The following is a 5617-nucleotide window of genomic DNA, read 5'->3' on the forward strand; positions in this document are numbered from 1 at the left end:
CGTTCGGGCCATCCGGCCTCTCCACCGCATCAGTCATACGACGCACGGTAATCCACAAAGAGTCCTTCGCAAAGAGTCCTTCGCGAAGGACTCTTTGCGGTTCAGCTCGCTTGCGAGGTGCCGCTGCTCATCTATCGACCGATTGATGAGCAAGATCGGTAAGCGGCGGCGCGCGACCGGATCGACGCCGGATCATGCCCATAAAACGGTGTCAGAAAGTCGATGTGCTCAAGAACTTGAGAAGCACCGTTTTCTGTACGATCTGGCGGGTGCATCCACCCCAGGACGACGACACAGCCGATCTCCTCGCACCCGTTCCGGCCGTACGGACCGGCAGCCTCGTGGGATACGCGCGCGTGTCCACCAAGGGACAGTTGCTCGACCGGCAGATCCACGCACTCACCGCAGCTGGGTGTATCCGGATCTTTTCCGACAAGAAGTCCGGCAAGAACGCCGAACGCGAGGAACCGTGGAAGGCCCTCGACTACCTGAGCGAGGGCGATACCCTCGTCGTCCCGTCGCTGGACCGGCTCGGCCGCTCCATCCAGGACCTCATCGCGATCGTGTCCGGCCTGCGCAAGCGCGGCGTCGGCTTCACCTCGCTGCACGAGGCGCTTGACACGACCACGCCCGGCGGGCGCCTGGTCTTCCACGTGTTTGCGGCCCTGACGGAGTTCATCCGCGAACTCATCGTGCAGGGCACCAACGAGGGCCTGGAGGCCGCCCGCGCCCGCGGCGCCCGACTCGGCCGCCCGCCGGCCATGACCGAGGAGCAGGTACGCCACGCCCGCAACCTGCTCGCCCGCCCGGAGAACACCGTCACCTCGATCGCGAAGCTCCTCGGCGTCTCCAGGAACACGATCTACAACTACGTGCCGAGCTGAAGGGCGGTCGCATCGCACTCGCTGAGGCGCCGAGCACGCCGGAACTGCCCCAACCCACCAGGCCCGAGGACTGATCAACGCCGTTTGCGGCTGGTGACAGCGTTCTTACCGGCACGTCGGCCGTGAGTTCAGCGTGACTGAAGGGCTTTCACCGGGAACCCACGGCGTCTTCGGCGGGCAGGCTCGAAAGTGCGGTGGGTTCGTCGCCTCTGAATCGGAAGGATACTCATTCGCTCTCGGCTCGGTTGATCCACCAGACTTGCGCTTGTTTCCCAACGGAGAAGGGATGGCAAGCATGGTGAACAGCGCACTTCTGGTGATGGACGTCCAACGGGACGTCGTGGCCACGGCCGTGACGTCGGCGACGGTGATCTCGCGCAGGTGCCCACGGGTCGTCGCCCAATTCTCCAGTACGGGGCGGACGCAGCCGAAGTAGACGTAGAGGCAGGTGTGGGACCGAGGTTTGGCACGGCTGTCGCCGTCGAGCAGGACCAGCAGCCAGGCGCCGACGTCGGCGGCGAAGCCGGCGGGCAGTTCGGCGGTGCGGTCGTCGATCCAGGAGCGGATCGCCAAGGCGCCGTCGTCTTCAAGGAGTTCCAGGTCGGTGAGGACCTCGGCGACCCGATGACTGGAGGCGTGTCGTGGTATTCGCGTACGGACTTCGGTGAGCTTCACGGGCTTGCCGGCCAGCCGGTTCTCTAACACCGCCGTCAGGCCGTCCATCGAGCACCGCACGAGTGACGGTGACCATCCATTGACCTCGCCGAGCTGCTTGGCTTGGGCCGCGGCCGACCGGAGCACGGGGCTGTCCGAGGTCAGAGCGGGGTGCTGCCATCGTGGCGGGGGCGGGACGCCCGCCTTGCGCCGGTAATAGGAGGCCAGGGCCCGGCATTTGTGGTCGCAGTAGGCGCGGTCTCGCCGAGACCCCTCGGGCAGCGGCTTGCCGCAGTGCACACAGTTCATCGAGGTGGCAGGGACCGGCCGGTGCGAGGACGCGGGGCGACGGCGCGTAGCTGGCCCACGGCGGCGGTCTTCGGGTCGGTCGCCGGTGTCGGCTCCGGCACCTTCTCCGGCTGGGGCAGCAGCAGTTCCTCGACACCGCAGCCGAGCACGGTGCAGATGACGTCCAGCTCGTCGAGCTTGACGGTGTTCGGCTGGCCGGACCACAGCCCGGACATCTTTCCCGCGCTGATCACCACGCCGCGTTCGGCGAGCATCCGCTGGAGTTCGCTGGCCTTCCAGATGCCGCGATTGGCGGCCGCCAGGCGAAGGTTCCACTTCATCGGGCCAGTCCTTTCCATCGGTCGGTGGCACGCTGCTGTCCGGCGACCCAGGCGTCTTCGACGTGGGTGCCGTGGACGTGGATATACCGGGCCGTAGTTCCTGTCCAGGTATGTCCGAGTAACTCCTGGATGGCGAACAGGGTCATGCCGGCGAGGTAGAGCTGGGAGGCGCAGAAGTGCCGCAGCACGTGCGGGGTGAGCCTCCCGGCCCAGGTGGGCAGGTGCTGGGTGGCAGCATCGGCCAGAGACCGGCGGAAGACGTCGGCGGTCGCCCGCGAGCAGGAGCCGTCCCGGTTCTTACGCTCGGAGGGGAAGAGCGGGGCGCCCGGCCGGGTGTGGTCGGCGTCGAAGTGGCCCCACACGTCCTCGATGAACCATCGCAGGTTGCGGTCGGCGCCGTTGATCAGCGGCACCAGCCGCGGCTTGGGTCCCCGCCTCCGGGATCCCTTGCCGTGCCGGACGTTGAGCTTGCCGAACCGGCCCAGCTCCCACCGGACGTCGTCGAGGTCGAGCATGCGTGCTTCGTTGATCCGCAGCCCCACGTCGGCCGCCAGTCGGGCCACCGCGTAGTTGCGGGCGGCCGTGCCGAACTTGCGGCAGGAGACCAGTTCCTCGCGCCATCCGGCGAACAGCTCCTCGATCTCAGCTTCGCTGGGTGGGATCCGCAGCTGCGGATCCACGGAGGCCCGTGGCCGGTTCATCTCGTCCAGGGGGCACTCGACCACGCGGCCGGTGAGGTTGTGCAGTTCGACCTTGTGCCGCAGCTCAATGAACTGGAAGTACACCACCAGCGAGCCCGCCCGCCCGGTCCGGGTCGAGGGCTTGGCGTCGCGGAGCACCTTACCGAAGTAGACATCGGCGTCGGCCGGCTGCATCTCCCACAGCGGGCGGCCGAACCAGTCCCGGATGAGCTCCAGGTGGTTGGTGTCGTTGCGGATCGTGCTGTCGACCAGTCCGGCCGAAGCTCGCGCGAGTACGAACCCCGCCAGCACGTCGGTCTCGAACTCGGCGAGTTCCTCCTCGCTCACCGGGGCCCGGTACTCACGCAGATCGCGTACCACTGCCAGAGCCAACCCACGCCTCCTCAGCTTCAGCCAGGGTGAAGAACTCCTGACAGCGATGAGGCTTGCGCACCCTAAGCGAAGATGGGTCAGAACTGCCTACGGTCACCCAAACGAGGTAACAGGCCCTGGTCCAAGCACGCTCGGGAGACCGGTCAGCCATGGACGAGGCAGGGAACTCAGCGACTATTGCTCACCCAAGTCAGAATCGGCGGGGCCTGGTGATGGCCTGGGACCGATCAAGAGGGACCAGCCTTTGACGGTCGGCCGTGATGTGAGTATCGCGATGCTGGCGACGCGTGCCGTGCGCAGGATCGGAACACCCTCGCATCGGCAGGGAACAGCGGGCGGACCACCGTCCGCCGGTGGCTGGTGGAAATCCCCCAGGTACGGTCAGCCCGACGCCGGCCAACGCAGCATCAATAGGCCAGCATCGCCCGCAGATGACTTCATCAACTACATCCAGTCGCTCTTCGACCTGGCGAAGGCCTACGGCAAGGGCGACCCGAACCGGCTCGTCATGGAGTACATCCGTAGCGACAAGTACGACGACGCGACCTTCCGAGGCCTGATCGGGAAAGTCGACTCCGGCTTCGTCACCTACGTGAACAACCGCAACATGAGCATCTGGAGTGAGTTCAAAGACCCGTTCACCGGCCAGCACCTTGGACCAGAGCACATGATGGCCACGGCGAACGGCCAATACGCCAAGCCCAACCCCAAGGGCGACATCAGTCTCGGCGATGTCGCCGGCTGGGGCGGCGACCTGATGACCCTGTACGGCGAATGGCGGCGCGACCACGACTCCTACGCCTCCGGTGCGACCTACATCCGCGACAAGATGGGCAAGATCAGCGTCGCATCCACGTTCGGGTTCACCGACCTCGTCGAAGACGTCGACGGCTACCTCATCGCCCAGGCCGTGCGAGGCGGCAAGACCATCGTTGAGGCCGTCCGTGACCACTACAAGGGCACAGGCGGTCTGACCCGGTTCAGGGTCTACGTGAATATGCGGTTCGGCGCCACCGCCAAGGAAGCGGCCGCCCAGGCGAAGAAGATCCTGACCGACTCTCCCCTCAGCACGGACGGAGCGATCTTGGTCGGTGGCCGCGTCCTCTTGATCCAGACGTACGGGGGCACGAACGCTCTGATGCCGCACCTTCTACCCAGCGGTCAACTCGACGACTGGTGCAACGCGTTCGGTGACAACCTTGTACAGCACGCCTCCACGGAAAGTATCCGGCGGGCTGAGTACCGGGCCAACCAGCAACGCTTCTTCCACTCGAAGTAACGTGCGGGTGCATGGTGTCTCTCTTCACGACCTTCGGCCCACCCGCCATCACCATCCTCCTCTTTGCCGTTGGGGCATTCCCATACGCCTTGTGGGTGACCAGGAGGAAGCCATCGCAGCCGGCCCGCTGGGCCGTGACCGGGCTTGCGGCAGCGATCGCCGCTTATGGGGCCGGAACCCTCTACGGGCTCGCATTCACGAACCCGCTTGACGTGTGCGCGGACAGGACCGGCGACGGCGTGTACATGGATGCTGGGCGCGACTACCACCTGACCTCCGTGAGTGTGGACAGCTTCCCCCCGTCCATCACCTGTCACTGGACCAGCGGCCACAACACCCAAGAGGTGTGGTTCTGGGTCGTGCCTCTGCTGTACGCAGGCCTGGTCTGCTTCGGCGTCTGCTCCGCCCTGCTTCTCATCAACCGCTACAAGGACAGAAAGGCACCTCATGACAACGAGACTGACGCGTAGACGGGCTTTAGGCCTCGGCATCGGAGCTGGGGCAGCAATCACCCTGACGACTGCCGGACCCGCGCAGTCAGCTCCCGGCTCCAGGGAGCAGACGTGGGAGCAGTCTCATTCTGCCAACGGCTGGCCCGTCCTCGACCACACCATGAAGTATCGGGTGGAGGGCACAGACGTGGAGGTCTCCTTGGCTGACGGCGACGCGGCAACGGTACTGCTGTACGTCGCCCGCCGGTTCGCGTACGAGATCGACATGCTCAGGGACGGAGACCTTCAGGGGCACACCACCGACCGCACGGTTGGAGCATCGTTCGAGTCGAACCGTCTCTCGGGCACTGCCATGGTGATCCGCCCCATGCACTACCCGCTGGGCGCCGACGTCAAGAACACAGGGATGAGCGTGACTGAGCGGGTCGTCATCACAGACATCCTCGCCGACTGCGAAGGTGTCGTGGTGTGGGGCGGGGACCTGATGCCCGCGAAACAGTCCCATTTCCACATTGGAGTCAAGCCCGCAGATCTCCGCTTGGAGCGTCTAGTGTCCTGAGTCGATAGTTCGCTTGCGGTTATAGGGTGGGGCGGTGCCTGGTCCGAAGCCGTTGCCGCTGGAGTTGTCCGATCACGAACGCCGGGT

General features: G+C 65.6%; 7 protein-coding genes. 4 read left to right on the forward strand and 3 right to left on the reverse strand.

Annotated elements, in window-relative coordinates; genetic code table 11:
• The first annotated feature begins 341 nt into the window (after nucleotides 1–341).
• Nucleotides 342–884, forward strand: coding sequence for a recombinase family protein (locus P1P75_RS39130; RefSeq protein ID WP_369076356.1), 543 nt, complete (start codon nucleotides 342–344; stop codon nucleotides 882–884).
• A gap of 105 nt (nucleotides 885–989) precedes the next feature.
• Here P1P75_RS39130 and P1P75_RS39135 read toward each other — a convergent pair whose 3' ends face one another.
• From P1P75_RS39135 to P1P75_RS39145, 3 genes are all read right to left on the reverse strand, one after another.
• A complete protein-coding gene (locus P1P75_RS39135; RefSeq protein WP_319264359.1) occupies nucleotides 990–1607 on the reverse strand; it encodes a hypothetical protein in 618 nt (205 codons plus the stop codon).
• A gap of 236 nt (nucleotides 1608–1843) precedes the next feature.
• Entirely contained in the window at nucleotides 1844–2167 is a 324-nt protein-coding gene (locus tag P1P75_RS39140) for a helix-turn-helix transcriptional regulator (RefSeq protein WP_319264361.1), read from the reverse strand.
• Nucleotides 2164–3240, reverse strand: a complete 1077-nt coding sequence (locus P1P75_RS39145; protein WP_319264363.1) for a site-specific integrase — start codon at nucleotides 3238–3240, stop codon at nucleotides 2164–2166. The genes P1P75_RS39140 and P1P75_RS39145 overlap by 4 nt, the downstream gene beginning before the upstream one ends.
• Before the next feature lie 244 nt (nucleotides 3241–3484).
• Between P1P75_RS39145 and P1P75_RS39150 the strand changes: the two genes are divergently transcribed.
• From P1P75_RS39150 to P1P75_RS39160, 3 genes are all read left to right on the forward strand, one after another.
• Complete coding sequence (locus P1P75_RS39150) at nucleotides 3485–4519, forward strand: hypothetical protein (protein WP_319264365.1); 1035 nt, start codon at nucleotides 3485–3487, stop codon at nucleotides 4517–4519.
• 11 nt (nucleotides 4520–4530) lie between these two features.
• A complete protein-coding gene (locus P1P75_RS39155; RefSeq protein WP_319264367.1) occupies nucleotides 4531–4989 on the forward strand; it encodes a hypothetical protein in 459 nt (152 codons plus the stop codon).
• A gap of 142 nt (nucleotides 4990–5131) precedes the next feature.
• Nucleotides 5132–5530 carry a hypothetical protein gene (locus P1P75_RS39160; protein WP_319264369.1) on the forward strand — a complete coding sequence of 133 codons (399 nt, stop codon included), beginning with the start codon at nucleotides 5132–5134 and terminating at the stop codon, nucleotides 5528–5530.
• Nucleotides 5531–5617 lie beyond the last annotated feature (87 nt).

The sequence above is a fragment of the Streptomyces sp. ID05-39B genome (assembly GCF_033794725.1).
Classification (GTDB): domain Bacteria; phylum Actinomycetota; class Actinomycetes; order Streptomycetales; family Streptomycetaceae; genus Streptomyces; species Streptomyces bobili.

Coding starts and splice junctions, on each gene's coding strand:
- P1P75_RS39160 (WP_319264369.1), top strand. CDS start 5,132: ATGAAGTATCGGGTGGAGGGCACAGACGTGGAGGTCTCCTTGGCTGAC.
- P1P75_RS39135 (WP_319264359.1), bottom strand. CDS start 1,607: ATGGACGGCCTGACGGCGGTGTTAGAGAACCGGCTGGCCGGCAAGCCC.
- P1P75_RS39140 (WP_319264361.1), bottom strand. CDS start 2,167: ATGAAGTGGAACCTTCGCCTGGCGGCCGCCAATCGCGGCATCTGGAAG.
- P1P75_RS39155 (WP_319264367.1), top strand. CDS start 4,531: ATGGTGTCTCTCTTCACGACCTTCGGCCCACCCGCCATCACCATCCTC.